The organism is Hymenobacter sediminicola (genome assembly GCF_014250515.1).
Taxonomy (GTDB): domain Bacteria; phylum Bacteroidota; class Bacteroidia; order Cytophagales; family Hymenobacteraceae; genus Hymenobacter; species Hymenobacter sediminicola.
The window spans coordinates 3,734,284-3,753,214 of record NZ_CP060202.1 but is presented as its reverse complement, the minus strand read 5'-3'; the positions used below and the strand labels follow the sequence as shown (position 1 = coordinate 3,753,214).

Annotated in this window: 10 protein-coding genes, 1 other RNA gene and 2 pseudogenes; 6 read left to right on the top strand and 7 right to left on the bottom strand. The window is 59.8% G+C overall.

Translation table 11 applies throughout. From position 1 onward, the window contains the following. Window positions 1-28: 28 nt before the first annotated feature. Window positions 29-1,219: an outer membrane protein assembly factor BamB family protein gene (locus tag H4317_RS16065; protein ID WP_185887581.1), complete on the bottom strand. Its 1,191-nt coding sequence runs from the start codon at window positions 1,217-1,219 to the stop codon at window positions 29-31. 461 nt (window positions 1,220-1,680) lie between these two features. Between H4317_RS16065 and H4317_RS16060 the strand changes: the two genes are divergently transcribed. After that, complete coding sequence (locus tag H4317_RS16060) at window positions 1,681-2,379, top strand: hypothetical protein (protein WP_185887580.1); 699 nt, start codon at window positions 1,681-1,683, stop codon at window positions 2,377-2,379. A 320-nt stretch (window positions 2,380-2,699) separates the two neighbouring features. On the opposite strand, the gene H4317_RS16055 is transcribed toward H4317_RS16060, so the two are convergent. The 5 genes and pseudogenes from H4317_RS16055 to dnaX form a co-directional block, all read right to left on the bottom strand. After that, window positions 2,700-3,113, bottom strand: coding sequence for a hypothetical protein (locus tag H4317_RS16055; RefSeq protein WP_185887579.1), 414 nt, complete (start codon window positions 3,111-3,113; stop codon window positions 2,700-2,702). Window positions 3,114-3,247: 134 nt separating this feature from the next. Further along, on the bottom strand, window positions 3,248-4,513 hold the full coding sequence (icd, locus tag H4317_RS16050) for an NADP-dependent isocitrate dehydrogenase (RefSeq protein WP_260625707.1): 1,266 nt from the start codon (window positions 4,511-4,513) through the stop codon (window positions 3,248-3,250). 159 nt (window positions 4,514-4,672) lie between these two features. After that, window positions 4,673-5,281 (bottom strand): annotated as a pseudogene (locus tag H4317_RS19550) (M16 family metallopeptidase); the annotation flags it as partial. A 1,158-nt stretch (window positions 5,282-6,439) separates the two neighbouring features. Then, window positions 6,440-7,456, bottom strand: a pseudogene (locus tag H4317_RS19545) (M16 family metallopeptidase); the annotation flags it as partial. Between the two features lie 528 nt (window positions 7,457-7,984). Further along, the gene (dnaX, locus tag H4317_RS16040) at window positions 7,985-10,132 is read right to left on the bottom strand and encodes a DNA polymerase III subunit gamma/tau (RefSeq protein ID WP_185887577.1); all 2,148 of its coding nucleotides are present in this window, start codon (window positions 10,130-10,132) and stop codon (window positions 7,985-7,987) included. 281 nt (window positions 10,133-10,413) lie between these two features. Between dnaX and H4317_RS16035 the strand changes: the two genes are divergently transcribed. Together H4317_RS16035 and ssrA are read left to right on the top strand one after the other, a co-directional pair. Continuing rightward, window positions 10,414-12,588 carry a prolyl oligopeptidase family serine peptidase gene (locus H4317_RS16035; RefSeq protein ID WP_185887576.1) on the top strand — a complete coding sequence of 725 codons (2,175 nt, stop codon included), beginning with the start codon at window positions 10,414-10,416 and terminating at the stop codon, window positions 12,586-12,588. Window positions 12,589-12,757: 169 nt separating this feature from the next. Continuing rightward, window positions 12,758-13,128, top strand: a transfer-messenger RNA (tmRNA) gene (gene ssrA, locus H4317_RS16030). 69 nt (window positions 13,129-13,197) lie between these two features. Here the strand turns inward: ssrA and H4317_RS16025 are convergent. Further along, on the bottom strand, window positions 13,198-14,376 hold the full coding sequence (locus H4317_RS16025; protein WP_185887575.1) for a LacI family DNA-binding transcriptional regulator: 1,179 nt from the start codon (window positions 14,374-14,376) through the stop codon (window positions 13,198-13,200). 330 nt (window positions 14,377-14,706) lie between these two features. On the opposite strand from H4317_RS16025, the gene uxuA reads away from it, so the two are divergent. The 3 genes from uxuA to H4317_RS16010 are packed head-to-tail and all read left to right on the top strand — an operon-like array spanning window position 14,707 to window position 18,928. Further along, complete coding sequence (gene uxuA / locus H4317_RS16020; protein WP_185887574.1) at window positions 14,707-15,963, top strand: mannonate dehydratase; 1,257 nt, start codon at window positions 14,707-14,709, stop codon at window positions 15,961-15,963. Between the two features lie 26 nt (window positions 15,964-15,989). Continuing rightward, window positions 15,990-18,092 carry an alpha-glucuronidase family glycosyl hydrolase gene (locus tag H4317_RS16015; protein WP_185887573.1) on the top strand — a complete coding sequence of 701 codons (2,103 nt, stop codon included), beginning with the start codon at window positions 15,990-15,992 and terminating at the stop codon, window positions 18,090-18,092. A gap of 23 nt (window positions 18,093-18,115) precedes the next feature. Continuing rightward, on the top strand, window positions 18,116-18,928 hold the full coding sequence (locus H4317_RS16010; protein ID WP_185887572.1) for an SDR family NAD(P)-dependent oxidoreductase: 813 nt from the start codon (window positions 18,116-18,118) through the stop codon (window positions 18,926-18,928). The last annotated feature ends 3 nt before the right edge of the window (window positions 18,929-18,931 follow it).

The following is an 18,931-nucleotide window of genomic DNA, read 5'->3' as shown; positions in this document are numbered from 1 at the left end:
GGTCAGGAACCGTTGGGTTCGGCGGTTTTTAGTCGGTGAGGTCGGCGTTGGTTTTGCGCAGGACCAGCTTGCCGGCTTCGCCGGAGCAGAGCAGCAGCTTGCCGTCCTGGGTGGTGGTGAAGCTGGCGACGTAGCCGTTTACCTGCGGGCGGGCCTGACGCAGCTCTTCGGAGCCCGAACTGGCGTTGAGGCGCAGGGCCAGTGGGTGCGGCGTATCGCCGGTGGGGGTGCTGGTGGTGGAGGCGCCTACGAGGATCAGCTTGCCGTTGCTGAGGCCGAGGCGGTTGGCATAGCCCAGAATATCGGAGTAGGAATACACAAACTGCTGCTGCCCGTTGGCATCGGCTTTCAAGAGCCGGAGCGTGTTGTTGGTGCCGTTATAGGCATAGGCATTGCCGCTGGCCAGCGCGTAGCCGCCGTCCGGCGTTTGCACCACGCTATTGGTGAGGCCGAAACCAGTAGTTGGCAAAGTGCGGCTCCACAGCACACTGCCCTGCGGCGTCAGCTTTGTGAGAACCGGCTGCTGGACGAAGGGGGCCAGCACACTTGCCACGATAAAGTTGCCATCGGCGGTGGGGCGGATATCGGACGCAAACCCGTGAGGAACGGTGACAGAAGAAACCAGCGTGCCGGCTGCCGTGATGGTGTGCAGCCGGAAGCTCTGCGGGTTGTTCATGTCGGTATCTACAAACAGGATTCCGCCGCCAGCCGTGGGGGCCAGCTTGCAGATCGTAGTATACACCTCATCGGGCAAGGCGAGCGTCCAGAGCACGGCCCCGGTAGCGGCGTTGAGCTTGGTGAGGCGTGGCTCGAAGGCCCCACCAGTCCGCGGGGTCATGGCCGAGAAGACCACGTTACCATCGGAGGTGGGCAGGCAGGAGTAGCTGATGCCGGCCCCGTAAATAGGATCGAAACTGCCGAAGGTATAGCGGCGGGTCCAGAGCGTGTCGCCGCTAGCGCTAAGCCGGATCCCGGCCGGCTTCTCCGCCAGCGGCGCAGAAGCCGTAGCGGCACTGGTAGAGGCCAGCACGAACACGCTGCCATCGGTCAGTTCGGCTACGTCTGCAAACCGCAGAAAGTCGGCGGGCAGGAGCACGGTTTTCTCAAACGTGCCGGTTTCCGGGGTGGCCGACTGGTCGTCGTCTTTGGAGCAGGCGGTGGCCACGGCCAGCACCGACAGGAGCGGTGCCACGCGCCGCAGGGTAGGAGTACGAAACATAGAAATAGGAAAGAGAAAGAATGTGCTAATAAACCGCCCTGCGACTGGAATATTGTGGTTTCGGGATAGAAAAAGTAGCAGGTAGCGGCCGGCAAAGCGCCCGTCGGCAGCCGTGTCGAACCGTCTGTACGTCGTTCCCGCTGTTCCGGAAGCCGTTCGCGCCGCCCCGTAGGTCATTTCCGCTATGCTGGAAACCGTTGCCGCCGCTCCGGAGGTAGTTCCCGCTGCTCCGGAACTCGTTCCCGCTATGCCGGGAGTCATTCCCCTCGATGGGGATAGTATTCCCCGCCATGTGGAAACTGTTTCCCGCATGCCGGAAGCCGTTATCGGGGTGCGAAGGGCTATAGCGTACAGGGAGTTATGGCAGAAAAAAGCGGGTAGCAGGATGCGGAAATAGTGTCGGGAATAAATATCTTCCCTGCGTTGTACAACCTTCTTAAATTACTCTCATTATGGAAAGTGTGAAAGCTGATTTTAAGTGCCGGATTGATGAACTGGTGCCGCTGGCGCGGCTGCTGCGCACGAGCTACGTGCGTGACCAGGCCGATTTCCAGGACCTATTGCCTGAGGACTATACTGCCGCCTTCCTCACCGACTATGATGCCCAGGTAGCGGCGGCCGATGGGCTGGAGGCTACCTCGGTGCAGATTGCCAAGCGCATGGTGTTCACGGAGCGCATTGCGGGCGTGTATAAGGAGCTGCCCCGGACGCTGGATTTTCTGGCGGCCCGCGTACGGCGTGCTACCCCGCTCACGGTGCCCGCCGACCGGTTTGGGATAGAGCAGGCCCGCCGCGCCCGCAACAACGACGACCACTCGGGCCTGGAAGCGGCCCTCAAAACGCTGCTCCAGAACATGGAGGCCAACAAGGCGGCCCTGGCGGCCAAAGGCCAAAAGCCCGCCGACACCCAGCAGCTACAGGACCTCTACGAGGCGCTGGTGAAGGACACCACCAGCCAGGGCAGCCAGATGAGCGCCCAGAAAGGCAACACCGAGGAAAATATGACGGTGCTCAACGCCCTTTACGCTGAGATGACGCACCTTTTCAACGACGGCAAAGCCCTCTACGCCCGCTCCGATAAAGCCAAAGCCGAGGACTACACGTTCCGGCAACTGCTAAAGCGCGTGCGCCGCGAACGGACAGCCACGCCTGTGCAGTAGGTGTCAGGGGTATCGGAAATGAAACAGGGCACCCGAGGGGTGCCCTGTTTTTGTTGGCGCTGGCGCGGAATGCTGAACTCGCGCCAAGTGGGTAGTCGTGAATTCAGAATTAGTTCACAAAATTCATTTCCAAGTGGAGTTTCTTGAACTTTGAAAGGTGAACGAGTTTCCTTAACTCAATTTGAACTAGAGCCCCCCTATTTATACTTATGAATTGCAATTAGATGCATTTCACGAAAAGGAGGGTTTTTGACTTAATGTCTTCCCTTATATTTCGAAATAATACCTGAGGTTATATATTCTCGTGAGCTATAAGTTGCCTAGCTTAACCTGTGATCTGGCTTCTTTTTTAATGCTTGCTTGATTGTAATATATATTGGTAGTGCTACCAAGGCTGCAAAGATGAATCCTGTAAATACTGAAAAATTTCTTCCAGTGTCGTGTGTCAAATTACTCACTGCTTCTTCTTGCTCGATAGTTATTTCATCACCACCAAAGAACCCATCTTTATTCAAATCGAAGCTATTCAACTGACTTTGGTAGTTTATGTCATCATAGGTTGCTACGCCAACAATAAGTCCGTATAGTGTGAAAAATAGCATCAATGTAATCCAATTCGCTTTACCGTTTCGCTTTCTAAACATTGCTTTTCGTTTGGCAAATACCCGTATAAGGATAAGCAAACTAAGTATCGCTGGAATAAAAAGATGAAGGGGTATAATTACAGGGCTCATAGTTTTCTTTCAAAATATAAAACCAAATAGTAAACTGCTACGAACTGTTCAGCGAAACGGTAGTTTTTATTTAAAAATCCCGCGCCAGCCAAAGCCAACACGGGATTTTCGTTGATTAAGCACTCATCAAGCTACTACATCCGGGCGATAACCTCATCGCCGAACTCGGAGCATTTGAGCAGGGTGGCGCCTTCCATCTGGCGTTCGAAGTCGTAGGTGACGCGCTTGGCGGCAATGGCGGCTTCGAGGCCTTTGTAGATGAGGTCGGCGGCTTCCTGCCAGCCCAGGTGCTCCAGCATCATGGCGCCGGACAGAATCACGGAGCCGGGGTTCACCTTGTCTTGGCCGGCGTACTTGGGTGCCGTGCCGTGGGTGGCCTCGAAGATGGCGTGGCCGGTGAGGTAGTTGATGTTGGCACCTGGCGCAATACCGATACCGCCCACAATGGCGGCCAGCGCGTCGGAGATGTAGTCGCCGTTCAGGTTGAGGGTAGCTACCACCGAGTACTCGGCGGGGCGGAGCAGAATCTGTTGCAGGAAGGCATCGGCAATGCTGTCCTTGATGAGGATTTTGCCGCCGTCGAGGGCTGCTTTCTGCTGAGCGTCGGCTACTTCCTGGCCCTGCTTGGCCAGCACCTTGTCGTACTGGCTCCAGGTATACACTTTGTCGCCGAATTCCTTTTCGGCCAGCTCGTAGCCCCAGGTTTTGAAGGCGCCCTCCGTGAACTTCATGATGTTGCCCTTGTGCACGATGGTCACGGAAGGCTTTTTGTGCTCGATGGCGTAGAGGATGGCGGCGCGCACGAGACGCTCGGTGCCTTCCTTGCTCACGGGCTTGATGCCGAACGAGGACGTTTCGGGGAAGCGGATTTTCTTCACGCCCATCTCATCCTGCAGGAATTCCAGCATTTTCTGGGCCTGCGGCGTGCCGTTCATGTACTCGATGCCGGCGTAGATGTCCTCGGTGTTTTCGCGGAAGATGACCATGTCGGTCAGCTCGGGGTGCTTCACAGGGGAAGGCACGCCCTCGAACCAGCGCACGGGGCGCACGCAGGCATACAGGTCCAGCTCCTGGCGCAGGGCCACGTTCAGGCTCCGGATGCCGCCGCCTACGGGCGTGGTCAGGGGGCCTTTGATGCCCACCAGGTATTCACGAAACGCGTCGAGGGTTTCGTTGGGCAGCCAGTTGTTTACTTGCTTGAAGGCCTTTTCACCAGCCAGTACCTCTTTCCACACCAGCTTGCGCGCGCCGCCGAAGGCTTTCTCTACTGCGGCATCGAATACGCGCACGGAAGCAGCCCAAATGTCCGGACCCGTACCGTCGCCTTCGATGAAAGGAATGGTTGGTTGGTCGGGCACATTGAGTTTGCCGTTCTTGATGGTGATTTTCTGTTCTGCCATTGTTGAAGGTACTTTGGACTGTATGTTTTTAGTAGTTGCGAAGGGCCGGTCGAACGTCATTCCGAGCGAAGCCGAGGAATCTCGCGTGCTGAGGTTGCGGTGGTAATTACCACACTAGCGAGATGCCTCTGCTTCGCTCGGAATGACGTTCAGGCGGCGTCAATACCCGAAAATTTCTTTCAGGGTAAGTTGCTGGAGCTGGCCGTACTTGGCCAGCTCCTTGAAATTGAGGCGGTCTTTGGAGCCTATCACCAGAATGGTCTGGTTCTGGCCTTTCACGCGGGCCTGCTGAAACTTCTGCAGGTCCTGGAAACTCATGTTGGGCGTCTGCTCATACACGTCGCGGCGCAGGTCGTAGTCAAGGCCGAGGCGGCGGGCGCGCTCATAACTCAGCAGGATGTCGGCCTTGGTGATGCGCTCCGTGGCGATGCTGTTGCGGATGGCGTTTTTGGCAATCTGCAGGTTGGCTTCGGCCACGGGCATGTCGTTGAGCAGGGTGTTCATGCCGGCCATGGCCTCGGGCAGCTTGTCGCTCTGCGTACCGATGTAGCTGAGGTTGTAGCTGCTGCGGCCGGCCTTGTCGGCGTTGGCGTAGCGCGACGAGGCCGAATAGGCCAGGGCCTTGGATTCGCGCAGCTCCTGAAACACGATGCTGCCCATGCTGCCGCCGAAGTACTCGTTGTAGAGGCTGGTGGTGGGCACCAGGGCTTTGTCGTAGAGGGTACCTTTGGTCAGGAACAGGATTTCGGCCTGCACCATGTTGTAGTCGACCCAATAGACCTTGCGCTGGTTCATGGGTTGCTCCGCGAAGTCCTTGGCCGCTGGGGTAGGGGTGAGCTGGGCGGGGCCGCGGTGGTAGTTTTCAAGAGCATCTACTAGCCCGGCTACCATCACGCGAGACTGAGGCGTCTTGGCGTCTTGTGTAGGAGTCGCCTCCTTATGCCACGTTTCCAGCATACGCGGCCCGTAGTACAGCACGCGGTGCTGGTAGGTCGGGATGGTTTTGATGGTGGCGGTGAGCTGCTCGGGCTTCAGGGCTTTCAGCTCTTTCTCGCTCAGCTGCGTGGTGAAGGGGTTTTTCGGGCCGTACTTAGCGAAGTTCACCATGGCCTGGCTCAGAATTACCTGCTTATTCAGCTTGGCATCCTGGCGCGACTTCAGCACGCCGGCCACCATGTTGCGGAGGGCAGCGGCATCGGGCTTGGGCGCGGCCAGCAGGCTCTCAAACAGCTGCAGCGCCGGCTCGAAGTTGCTGTCGAGGCCGGAGAGGCTGACGGTGGTACGGTCCTGCCCGCTCTGCACCGCGAAGGAGCAGCCCAGCTTGTAGAACTCCTGCTGCAGCTGCGCGGCCGTGTATTTGTTGGTGCCCAGGTACTGCAGGTAGTCGGTGGCGAGGCCCAGCTTGGGGTCGTTGTTGGTGCCCAGGTCGAGCACGTAGAACAGGTTGAAGAGGTTGTTTTCGGTGTTGCGGGTGTAATACACCGGCACACTCGACTCCAGCTTCACTTCCTGAATGTCCTTCTTGTAATCCACGAATACCGGCTGCAGCTCGGGGCTGCTCAAACCGGTTACCTGCTTGTAGAAGTCGGAGGCTACTTCGCGGTTCACGGGCACCGGCGTAATGGCCGGCTTCATCACTTTCACGGCGTTGGCGTCTTTGCCGGTGCGCTTGTAGATGGCCGCGTAGCCGGGGCCGTAGTACTGCTGCGCCACTTGCATCACCTCCTGCTTGGTGATGGTGCCGAAGTCGTCGATCTGCTTCAGATAGTCCTTCCAATCCTCGCGGGCCACAAAAGCCGCCACGAAGGCACCAGCGCGGGACTCGTTGTTTTCGTAGCTCTTGGTGCGCTGCAGCTGCTCGTTGTTGATGATGGCCGGAATCGGCCAGTCGGGGAAGTCGCCCTTCTTCACCTTGTCGAGCTGCGCGAGCAGCAGGTCGCGCACTTCTTCCAGCTTCTGGCCTTGGCGGGGCGTGGCATAGAGGATGTGCGAGGAGTAGTCGTTGTTGATGTCGGTGAACGAGGCCGCCTGCAACACTTTCTGCTGCTGGTTCAGGTTCAGGTCAATCAGGCCGGCCTGACCGTTGCTCAGCAGCTTGTCCACCATGCGCAGCACCAGCGCCTCGCGGGTAGTGGTGCCGGGGAAGCGGAAGCCGAGCATTACGTTTTCGGCGTCGGGGCCCACAATCTGTGTTACGAGCGGCGCGGTGATGGGCGCTTCCTGGGCAGGCGTGAAGGCCGGCACCGGCTTGCTTTGCAGCTTGCCGAAATACTGGTCGATGACACGGATAGTCTGGTCGTAGTCCAGGTCGCCGCTCAGGCACAGCGCCACGTTGTTGGGCACGTAGTACTTGTCGAAATACCGCTTAATCTCCGTGATGGACGGGTTCTGCAGGTGCTCGATGGTGCCGATGGTAGTTTGGGTGCCGTACTCGTGCTTCTGGTAGAGGCTGCGGTTCAGGGCCTCGTACTCCTTGTTGAAGTCGTTGTCGAGGCCGCGGTTTTTCTCCTCGTACACGGCTTCCAGCTCGGTATGGAACAGGCGCGGCACCATCTCGCCCAGCCGCTCGCTCTGGATGGCGGCCCACTTCTCCAACTGGTTGCTCGGAATGTCTTCCTGGTACACCGTCTGCTCGACGGAGGTGTAGGCGTTGGAGCCTTTGGCCCCAATGGCGCCCATCACCTTGTCGTACTCGTTGGCCACGGCGTACTTGGCCGCCACGCCGGAAATCGAGTCAATCTGATGGTAGGTGCGCTTGCGGGCGGCGGGGTCGTTGCGCTGGGCGCGGTACTGCTCGTAGAGCGCCTCAATCTTGGCCAGCTCGGCTTTTTCGGCGGTCCAGTTCTGGGTGCCCAGCTTGGAAGTGCCCTTGAACACCATGTGCTCTAGGTAGTGCGCGAGGCCGGTAGCAGTGGCCGGGTCGTTCTTAGAGCCGGCGCGCACAGCCAGGTAGGTCTGGATGCGCGGGGCGTCGTCGTAGTCGGAGAGGTAAACGGTCAGGCCGTTGTCGAGGGTGTAGATGCGCGCTTTGAGCGGGTCGCCTTCTACGGTCTGGTACTTGTATTCCTTCTGTTTGGGAGCCTCTGTGTTGGCGGCCGGGGTAATGGCTGCTGCCGTAGCGGCGGGCTTGCTGGTCTGGCATTGAGTAAGAACGAGCGTGGCCAGGGCTGGAATAAGGAGCAGAAGGGGTTTTTTCACAGGGAGACCAGCGCGGGCAGCAGAGCAGAACGGAATAAGGAGTCAAAGATAGGCGGACCCCCTGGGAATAAAAAGCTCCGCTGCGCCCTCTCGGCCGCGAAGTGCGGAAAAATGCGTATGAAGACCGACGGATTAGCGCGGATGGTGCTCGGCTAGCTGATTTTCGCGGCTGATTGGCAAAACAAGGGGCTTGCCACGTGGCAAGCCCCTTGTTTTAGAGAGTAGTAAGCGTGCCGCCCCCAGGAATGGAAGCGCCGCTCACAAAATCCGTGATTAATCGACGTCGAGGCCCAGTTTCTGCTTCATTTCCAGCAGCATCGGGTACTTCTCCATCAGGTAGTCCATCTTGTCGGTGGAAGTGTAGAGCTTGCGGCCTGTCTCCACTCGTTCTACCACTTCTACCTGCACGTTGAGGCGTGGATAGCCGGTGCGGCGGCGCAGCTCGCCCAGAAACTCGGCCCGCAACTCGTTGAACAGGTCTTCCTGCACGGGGTTATCCACGCGCAGCAGAATCAGGTGCTGCTCGTTGGCCTGCACCGGCCGGTTGAGCAAGCTATAATGCATCATGCTGACGGGCTTGCGCTCCTCAGTCAGCTCTTTCCACACGCGCTGCAGCACCTCATCGTTGATGGCGGGCAGACCGGTGGTAGGGCCACTGGGCTCGGTGTCCACGGCGGCTTTGCCGGCGGCGGCTTGCTGCTCCATCTGCGCTTTCATGGCGCTGAGGCTGCCCAGACCGGGAAGCTTGGTGCCGAGGCCCAGCGGTTTGCCGGCCGGCGGCATGCCCGGGCGGGGTGGGGGCATAGGAGCCGCCGTCACGGCGGGCTGGCCCGGCTCGTGGCCCGCCATGCTGGGCCTTCCGATTTCTACGTGCGGCACGGTGTCGCGCAGCCGGGCCGTAGCTGGCACCTGCGTTGCGCCTTCGTCCTCGATGCTGGGCGTGTCGTGGAGCTCTTCCACGCCGCTTTCCACTGGCACAATGGGCTCCGGGTCGGCGGGCGCATGCGCCAGTTCTGCGGTGTTGACGGGCGCCGCCGGTGCCAGGCGTGGAGTGCCGGTGCCGTTCAAAGAGCCGTAGGCAGCCGGCGCTTCGGCAGTACCGTCGGCTACAAGCTGGCCGTTTGGAGCCGGGGCGGCCGGAGTCGTTACGCTACTTTTTTTTTTCGCCTCGCCGTTGCTGGCTGAGGCGGCGGGGCCGGCGCTCAGGTCGCGGGCAAACTGCACAGCGCTGTTGAGGTAGGTGAGCTTCATCAGCGTCAGCTCTACGTGCAGGCGCTGGTTTTTTGCCTGCTTGAACTCCCGGTCACAGAGGCTCACTAGGTTCAGGCCGGAAAGCAGGAACGGCAGCGGCGCGGCCTGGGCCTGCTGCACATAGCGGCTCCGGATATTGTCGGATACTTCCAATAGCTGCACCGTCACGGGGTCTTTGCACACCAGCAAGCCCCGCAAATGTTCGGCCGCGCCCACCACGAAATTGTGTAGGTCGAAGCCGTTCTGCATGATTTCCTCCAGCAGCAGCAGCGTGGCGCTCAGGTTTTCGGTCAGCAGCGCATCCACGAGCCGGAAATAGTACTCGTAGTCCAGAATGTGGAGGTTCTGCACCACGTCCTTGTAGGTCAGATCGTGGCCCGAGAAGGTCACCATCTGGTCGAACATGCTCAGCGCGTCACGCAGGCCGCCGTCAGCTTTCTGAGCCAGCAGGTGCAGCGCATCGTCTTCGGCCTTGATCTTCTCCTGGGTAGCCACGTGGCGCAGATGCCCCCGAATGTCGTCGACCCGAATCCGATTGAAGTCGAAAATCTGGCAGCGCGACAGAATAGTAGGGATAATCTTGTGCCGCTCGGTGGTGGCCAGGATGAAGATGGCGTAGCTCGGCGGCTCCTCCAGCGTCTTCAGAAAGGCGTTGAAGGCCGCATTCGAGAGCATGTGCACTTCGTCGATGATGTACACCTTGAAGCGGCCCTGCTGCGGAGCGTAGCGCACCTGCTCCACAAGGCTGCGGATGTCTTCCACCGAGTTGTTGGAGGCGGCGTCCAGCTCGTGCACGTTGAACGAGGCGTTTTCCTGAAACGCGCGGCACGATGAGCATTTGCCGCAGGCTTCCAGCTCAAAGGGTGTATTGTCGGGGTCTTTGGCCGTGAGCAGCGCATCGGGCACGATGTCAGGCTGGGCCTGGATCAGCTCCGAAATCGGGCGGCTTTTGCGCACGTGTTCCTCTACAAACTCGCAGTTAATGGTTTTGGCCAGAATCCGGGCACAGGTGGTTTTGCCCACGCCCCGGGGCCCACAAAACAGGAATGCCTGCGCCAAATGCTGCGAGGCAATGGCGTTTTGCAGAGTAGTAGTGACGTGCTGCTGCCCCACCACGCTGCGAAACGTGGCTGGACGGTACTTGCGGGCCGAAACGACGAAATTCTCCATAGATGCTGGCTACAAAGATAGGCAAAGCCCCGCCCGAATCCGCCCCCGGCAGGCGGGGTTTTGGGCTGCCGCAGCAACCTGTCGATGCTGCTTCTAGGCTCGAAACAAGGCTGCAAGGCCAAGGGTGCGAGGCAGTGCAAGGAGCGAGTTTGAGTGCTGAATTTTGCTAGATTAATGGTTGGTAGTCACATGATTGTGTGGTTGTGCATCGGTAAGAAATTGGCGTGTTTGGCCCAGCTTTATGCTGGCCGGTTCATTTGTCAATAGTTACTATTTCCTACATGAAAACACCCCTATTCCTCACGAGTCTGCTTGCCTCTACCGCCGCCCTGGCCCAGTCGGGGCCGGCCGCTGCGCCCTCCGTATCCGCCACCGATACCTACTTTGGGGTGAAGGTGGAGGACCCCTACCGCAACCTCGAAAACCTGCAGGACCCCGCCGTGGCTTCTTGGATGAAGGCCCAGAGTGAGTATGCCCGCCAAACGCTGAATGCCATTCCGGGCTGGCAGAAGCTCATTGACCAGATGGTGGAAATTGATAAGCGCAAGGCCGCTCGGGTAACCGACTTGCGTGTGGCCGACAACGACCGATATTTCTACTTCAAGTCGCGCCCCGAAGACCAACAGCCCAAGCTCTACTACCGCGAAGGCTATGCCGGCACCGAAACCCTGCTCTTCGACCCCGAGGCATTCGAACCGGGCAAGGTGTACAACATCAGCGGGTTTGCGCCCAGCAACGACGGCTCCAAAGTGTCGTTCGGCATCACGGAAAAAGGAGCGGAGCTAGGCCGTATGCTCATCATGGACGTCAAAACCCGCAAGCTCTACCCCGAGCAGATACCGCTCACACGCGGCGGCGGCGAATGGCTCCCTGACAATCAGACGCTGGCGTACCTGCCCTACAACAACGGCGACCTGAAAGACATGGCCGCCCGCCAAAACACGCAGTGCCGCCTGCACCGCGTAGGTACGCACGCCAGCCAGGACCAGATTGTGTTTTCGGCGCAGCTCTACCCCAAGCTCGGCATCAAGCCCGCCGAATACCCCTACGCCGGCATCGACCGGGATACCAAGCTGGCCTACGGCCTCCTGTATTCCGTAGACCGCTACCTGCACGCCTACTATGCCCCCGCCGCGGCCCTGGGCAAGCCCAACATCCCCTGGCAGCCGTTGTTTCGTCCGGCCGATGAAGTCACCAATTTCATTTCTGACGACCGGTACATCTACTTCGTAACCTCGAAAAACACGCCGCGCCAGAAGCTGATGCGCATGCCCGCCGCCAAGCCCGACGTGGCCACGGCCGAGGTGCTGGTGCCCGAAAATGCAGCCGAGGCCATCATCGACGAACAGCTGAAAACCACCAAGGACGGCCTCTACTTCGTCCGATCCCGCAACGGCGTGCAGGCCAAGCTCTATTTTGTGCCGAAAAATTCTAAAACGGTGCGCGAGCTGAAACTGCCGCAGGCCGCGGGCCGGCTGGAGCTGGTAGCCAAAAACGCGCAGTCGTCGGACCTGTGGGTGACGCTGGGCGGCTGGACTTCCGACCGGCGGCGCTACCGCTACAACCCGGCCAGCCGGCAGTTCACGCCCGAGCCGTTGTCGTCGGAGGCGCAATACCCCGAGTTTGCTGATCTGGTGGTGGAAGAAGTACTGGTGCCCTCGCACGACGGCGTGCAGGTGCCACTGTCGTTGGTGTATAAAAAGGGCCTGAAGCGCGACAAGTCAGCCCCTACGCTCATGGTCGGCTACGGCGCCTATTCGCGGGTGATGGAGCCTACCTTCATGCCGCCTTTCCTGCTCTGGACGCAGGAGGGCGGGGTGCTGGCCGTGCCGCACGTGCGCGGCGGCGGCGAGCTGGGTGAGGCCTGGCACAAAGCCGGCCAGAAAACTACCAAGCCCAACACTTGGAAAGACCTCATTGCCTGCGCCGAATACCTGACCAAAAACAACTACACCGCGCCCGGCAAAATAGCCATCAACGGTGGCAGCGCCGGCGGCATCCTCATCGGGCGGGCCATGACCGAGCGGCCCGATCTGTTTGCAGTAGCAATTCCGGAAGTAGGCTGCATGAACTCCGTGCGTATGGAAAACTCGCCCAACGGCCCCGTAAACGTGCCCGAGTTTGGTACCATGACCAAGGAAGACGAAGCCAAAGCGCTGCTGGAAATGGACGCCTACCACCACCTCAAACCCGGCACCAGCTACCCCGCCACGCTCGTTACGGCCGGCTTCAACGACCCGCGCGTTATTGCGTGGCAGCCGGCCAAGTTTGCGGCCCGCCTGCAAACCAGCAACACTTCCGGCAAGCCCGTGCTGTTCTTCACCGACTATGAAGCCGGCCACGGCATGGGCGACTCCCGCCTCAAGCAGTTTGAAAGCATTGCCGACCTCATGGCCTTCGGGCTATGGCAGACTAACGCACCCGGATTTCAGCCTAATAAAGTAGCTGCTAAATAGCGTCAATTAGGGTGTCGAAGAGAGTCTGAGTTAGCCCAGCATGGAAAGCTCAGATTCCTTGCGCGTTCCGAGTGTCGGAGGGAACAATTTCGGGCGCTGGTAACGTTTTCTGGCTGATGTGCGTACATTCGCACCCCGCTATTCGTGGCGGGTTCGTTCTTTCTAATTTGGGGCTGACCGGAATTGACAGCTTGTGCATGTCGCGAGTAAGCGTGTCGGGAGTTGGATGAATCTCCCGTAAAAAAAGCCGTCCGAACAACAACTGGCGAGTATAGCTACGCCATGGCTGCTTAGTCTAGGTACTAAGTAATGTCATCGTCCCGCACCCGTAATCCTTCTCACGGGTGAGTTCGGGGCGTCGTAAGAGTTAGGATAGTCTTAGTGGCGCTGTGACGCTAGGGCGAAACTCAAACAGATAAGGACAAACCAAGGGCCTGATGTGCGCCTGGGATGTCTCGAAAATCTAAGCATAGATACACACGTAGAAAGCTCGACGCCTTCCTTGTCTGGACCAGGGTTCGAATCCCTGCAGCTCCACTAAATCCCGCTTTGCAGCTTGCAGGGCGGGATTTTTGTTTTTGGGCCTACTGTGTTTTCCGGGACTGATACTCAGATTTCGAGCTTGAAATAGCCGCCCGCGCCTTTCAGCGACGACTGCCGAATGACCAAGTCGCCGGAAACGACGTAGGTGCGGGGTTTGAAACTCTCCTTTTGCCGTACCTGCTCCAGAAACAGGCGGGCCGCCTGCTGGCCCAGGCGGTGCGGATGCAGATTGACGGTAGTAAGGCCCGGCTCCACCAGCGCCGCCAGAAATTCATCGCCAAAGCCTGCTACGGCCACGTCCTGCGGAATGCGCAGCCCGCGCTTCTTCAGGGCCAGCATAATGTCGAAAGCGTTGCGGTAGCTGATGGCGAATATGGCGTCGGGCGGTTCGGGCAGCGCCATCCACGCGTCCAGCGCCGCCAGCGCCGACTCTGGCTGGAAGTCGCTGTGCACCTCGTATTCGGGCCGAACGGGGCGGCGGTACCGCTTCAGGGCGTTCTGATAGCCGCTGATCCGCTGCTTGCTGATCAGCAGCGACTCGGGCCCGGCCAGAATAGCAATGCGCTGGCAGCCTTCCTGAATCAGGTGCTCGGTAACGGCGTAGGCCCCGCCCCAGTCATCAAGCACTACCTGCGCGCTGTCTACCTCGTTGCAAACCCGGTCGAAGTGCACGATGGGCACGCCGCGGCTGGCGTGCTGCTTCACGTGCTCGAAGTTCTCAGTGTCGCGGGAGTGGCAGATCAGCAGCCCGTCTACGCGGCTGGCTACCAGCGCCTGCACGTTGCTCACCTCCATTTCGTACGATTCTTTCGACTGGCAAATCATGACCCGATAGCCGGCCTCGGCCGCCACTTCCTGAATGCCACTGACAGCTGTGGCAAAAAACGGCCGCTCAATGTCCGGAATGACCACGCCAATCGTGTAGGTTTCGCTGCTTTTCAGGCTTTGGGCCAGCAAGTTGGGCTGGTAGTCTAGCTGCCGGGCCACTTCTATAATTGCCTGCCGCGTGTTGGAGTTAATATCGGAGTGGCCGTTCAGCGCCCTCGATACGGTGGAGGGTGCCACGCCCAGCACTTTCGCCACGTCGCTGATGGTGGTCTGGTGGCGCTTACGCTCCGGAGCTGGCAGTTCTTTATTGTCGGTGAAATGGTAGTCGCAGGCTTTGCAGAAGAACCGCTGGCGCCCCCGAATGAACCCGGCCCGCATCACTGCATCGGCGGAGATACACTTCGTGCATTTCATCATAAAGCAAATGGTATTATTTTATAATACCCGGGAAGGGGTGGGAGTGAGGAGAAAAGAGCGGCTTTTGATTATTCGAAGATAATCTACAAAATATTTTTTGTCCTGCCTCAAGCTAATATTACCTATCGGAAACGTTTTCGGTAACGGTTTCGGTCTTTTTGTTTCGATTAGAGGCAGTTGAGGCCTATTTTTTTGGCGCAGAACTGTCATTTGTTACTCTATCTTCGAAAACAAGTTACAGCTGATAGCTATGCTTCGGTTTTCCGGAGCAAGCTGGACAATGAACAGCTGTATTGATTTAGAATAGTAATTTTCTCATTAAATATACCAATGCTGCACACGATGCGCTGGTTTGGTCCTCAGGACCCGGTTTCGCTTTTTTCGCTCCGGCAGGCGGGCTGCACGGGCGTGGTTACGGCCCTGCACCAACTGCCGGTAGGCGCGGTGTGGCCGCAACAGGAAATCCGGCAGCGCCAGCAACTTATCGAAGCCGACAACAGCCGCTATACGCCGCTACATTGGGTCGTGGTAGAAAGCCTTCCCGTGCACGAGGATATCAAAAAAGGCCTGCCTTCGCGCACACGCTACATAGAGAGTTACCAGGAGTCGTTACGTAATCTGGCAGCCTGTGGCATCCGGACGGTGTGCTACAATTTTATGCCCGTGCTGGACTGGTCGCGCACCAACCTGAGCTACGAATTGCCCGACGGCTCGCGCGCCCTACGCTTTGTGTGGCAGGATTTCGCCGTCTTCGACCTGTGTATTCTGCGCCGCACCGGCGCCGAGGCCGACTATGAGCCGGCAGTGGCGGAAGCCGCTTGGGCGCAGTTTGCGGCTATGTCGGAAGCGGAAATAGCCGAACTGACCAACACCGTGCTGCTGGGGTTGCCGGGCTCGGAGGAAGCGTTTGAGCTGGCCGGCTTTCAGAATCTACTGAACGAGTACGCCGCCATTGATGCCGCCGCGCTGCGCAAAAACCTGTATTATTTCCTGCGGGAAGTGGGGCCGGTTGCCGAAGAAGTGGGTATCAACCTCTGCATTCACCCCGACGACCCGCCGTTTCCGCTGCTGGGGCTGCCCCGCGTGGTGAGCACCGAAGCCGACCTCGAAGGCCTGCTGCGCGCTTACGACTCGCCGGCCAACGGCCTCACGTTCTGCACCGGCTCCCTAGGCGTGCGCCCCGACAACGACTTGCCGGGTATTGTGCGCCGCCTTGGCTCCCGGATTCATTTTGTGCATCTGCGCGCCACCAAGCGCGAAGAAAACCCGCGCAACTTCCACGAGGCCGACCACCTCACCGGCGACGTGGACATGTACGCTGTGGTGCGCGAGCTGGTGTGCGAGGAGCTGCGCCGTGCCCGCACCGGCCAAGGCAACCCCAGCCTGCCCATGCGTCCCGACCACGGCCACCAGATGCTCGATGACCTGGAGAAGCGCACCTACCCCGGCTACTCCGCCATTGGCCGCCTGCGCGGGCTGGCCGAGCTGCGCGGGCTGGAGCTGGGCATCCGGCAGGGGCTGCTGGCCGAGGAGGAAGGGCCGCCCGGCCAGTATCGTGCCGCCGCCCACGTCCCCCGCTTCTTCTGACCGCTCCTCCCTCTGCCTTCCCACCCATGTTACTCCGCTTTCTGCTGCTTCTGCTGCTGTGTGCCGGGCCTCGTTTCGCGGCCCTGGCCGATGATGGCTACCGCCTGTGGCTGAAGTATGACCAGCTGCCAGAAGCAGGGCTGCGCAAGGCGTGGCAGGCCCAGGCCAAAAGCATTTCACTTGACAATAACGCGAGTCCTACCCTGCAAACGGCCGCCCACGAGCTGCAACTCGGGCTGCAAGGGTTGCTGGGACGCCCGGTGCCGGTGAGTGCATCGGGCGGCAAGGGCCGCATCCGGCTGCGCGTGGCCCCCGATGCCGCTCTGGGGCGGGAAGGCTACCGCATATCGGCTCAGAAAGACGGGCTGGAAATTACCGGCCCCACGGATGCGGCGGTGCTGTACGGCTGTTTCGCGCTGCTCCGGCAGGTACAGACCGGGCAGCTGCCCGACAAGCTCAGCCTAAGCAGCCAGCCCCGCATTCAACACCGCCTGCTCAACCACTGGGACAACCCCAATGGCACCGTGGAGCGCGGCTACGCGGGTTCTTCCATCTGGAAATGGCAGGAGCTTCCCGAGCGCCTCGACCCGCGCTACCAGGACTACGCCCGCGCCAATGCTTCTATCGGTATCAATGGGGTAGTGCTGAATAACGTGAATGCCAGTGCCCGCTACCTCACGCCCGAGTATCTGCAGAAGGTGGCGGCGCTGGCCGGCGTAATGCGCCCGTACGGCATTCGGGTGTACCTGTCGGTGTTCTGGGCCGCGCCCAAAGTCATCGGTGGCTTGCCTACTTCCGACCCGCTCGACCCGAAGGTGAAGCAGTGGTGGAAAGCCCGGACCGACGAAATCTATAAGACCATTCCCGACTTTGGCGGCTTTCTGGTGAAGGCCAACTCCGAAGGGGAGCCCGGCCCCCAGGACTACGGCCGCAACCACGCCGACGGCGCCAATATGCTGGCGCAGGCCCTCGGCGCGCACGATGGCGTGGTGATGTGGCGAGCCTTCGTGTACAAGGCCAACTCCAAAGGTGACCGATTCAAGGAGGCCTTTGAAGAGTTTCAGCCCCTGGATGGCAAATTCGACCCGAAAGTGCTGGTACAGGTGAAAAACGGCCCGATTGACTTTCAGGCGCGGGAGCCGTTTCACCCGCTGTTTGGGGCCATGCCGCGCACGCCGCTGGTGCTGGAAGTGCAGCTCACGCAGGAATACCTAGGCTTCGCGACACACCTCGTGTATCTGGGCCCGCTCATCAAGGAGTGCCTCGATGCTGATACCCACAGCCAGGGCCCTGGCTCTACGGTGGCCAGCGTAGTAGATGGCTCACTGGAAAAACACAGCCTGAGCGGCATTGCGGGCGTGGCCAACATCGGCTCCGACCGTAACTGGACCGGGCACCCGGTGGGGCAGGCCAACTGGTACGCCTTCGGGCGTCTGGCCTGGGACCACACGCTCAGCTCGGCGGCTATTGCCGAAGAATGGACCTGCATGACCCTCACGCGCCAGCCCCAGGCCGTGGCGGCCGTTACGGACGTGCTGAATCAGTCGCGCGACATTTACGTGCGCTACACCACGCCGCTCGGTTTGCACCACATCATGGGCCAGAGCCTGCACTACGGCCCCGAGCCCTGGCTGGCGAAAAGCGACCGGGCTGACTGGACATCGGTGTACTACCACAAAGCCGATTCCGTGGGATTGGGCTTCAACCGCACTGCTACCGGCTCCAATGCGCTGAGCCTGTACGCGCCGGCCGTGCGCCAACGCTGGGGCAACCCCGCCACCTGCCCGCCCGACTACCTGCTCTGGTTCCATCATGTGGGTTGGGGGCAGCAGCTCAGCACCGGCCGCAGCCTCTGGGACGAGCTGACGACCCGCTACTACACCGGCGCCGACTCCGTGCGCTGGATGCAGCAGCGCTGGGAGCAAATAAAGCCCGCTGTCGATGCCGAACTGCACGCCGACGTAGCGGCCCGCCTGCGCATTCAGCACCGCGAGGCCCTGTGGTGGCGCGATGCCTGCGTGCTCTATTTTCAGACGTTTTCGCGGCGGCCTATTCCGCCCGCTCTCACCCCACCTACCCGCCCACTGGCCGAAATCAAGCAGCTGGTCGATATCTATCAGCTGCGCTAACCACCCGCTTTACCTTCACCCGCATGGCACATATCAAGCCTCTTCTCTCTTCGCGCCCTCAACCAAATGGAAAGCTCCAACCGAACCCGTTTTCCCTGGAAGGCAAGCTGGCCCTGGTCACCGGGGGCGGCACGGGTATCGGGCTGGAAATAGCCCGCTGTATGAGTGTGGCTGGCGCCACCGTCATCATTACGGGGCGGCGCGAGGCCGTGCTACAGGAAGCCGTAGCCGACCTCGGCAGCTCCGTGCACTACCTCACCAACGACATCTGTGAGCTAGGCAAGCTCGATGCACTGGTAGCCCATATCGAAGCTACCTATGGCCCGCTGGATATTCTGGTAAACAATGCCGGCGTGAACATGAAAAAACCAGCACTGGAAGTCACGGACGAAGAATTCAACCGCATCATCCAGACCAACCTCAACGCCGTGTTTGCCCTCACGCGGGCCTGCGCCTCGCGCATGGTTGAACGCAAGAGTGGGGTCATCCTGATGATTTCCTCTATGGCGGCCTACTACGGTATCGATAGGGTAGTAGCGTATGCCGCTTCCAAATCGGCGGTAGAAGGCATGGTGAAAGTGCTGGCCTCAGAGTTTTCTAAACACAATGTGCGCGTGAATGCCATTGCGCCGGGTTTTATCGATTCTGAAATGAGCCGCACCGCTATGAACTCCGACCCCGACCGCCGCGACCGGGCCATGCGCCGCACGCCCATGGGCAAGTTCGGCCAGCCCCAGGATATCGGCCATGCCGCCGTGTTCCTGGCCTCCGAAGCGGCCCGCTACATCACCGGCGCCTCGCTGCCCGTGGATGGCGGCAATTCCATCGGCTTCTGACAG